The organism is Bacillus cereus group sp. BfR-BA-01408, assembly GCF_022663305.1.
GTDB classification, from domain to species: domain Bacteria; phylum Bacillota; class Bacilli; order Bacillales; family Bacillaceae_G; genus Bacillus_A; species Bacillus_A pacificus.
Genome location: NZ_JAKUFF010000300.1, coordinates 1 through 226, shown reverse-complemented (window position 1 = coordinate 226; position 226 = coordinate 1). Strand labels below are relative to the sequence as shown.

The following is a 226-nucleotide window of genomic DNA, read 5'->3' as shown; positions in this document are numbered from 1 at the left end:
AGGAATTCAAGGAGTAACGGGGGCCACAGGAGATCAAGGTCCGCAAGGGGTTCAAGGCCCACAAGGCGACATAGGTCCAACCGGCCCACAAGGAATTCAAGGCCCACAAGGCCCTCAGGGAATCCAAGGTCCGCAAGGTGACGTAGGTCCGACTGGGCCACAAGGTCCAACTGGAATTCAAGGGATACAAGGAGAGATAGGTCCAACCGGTCCAGAAGGCCCAGAG

General features: G+C 57.5%; 1 pseudogene. It reads left to right on the top strand.

Going from position 1 to position 226, the window contains the following annotated elements:
• Nucleotides 1-226: pseudogene (locus MR083_RS27385) on the top strand (collagen-like protein); the annotation flags it as partial.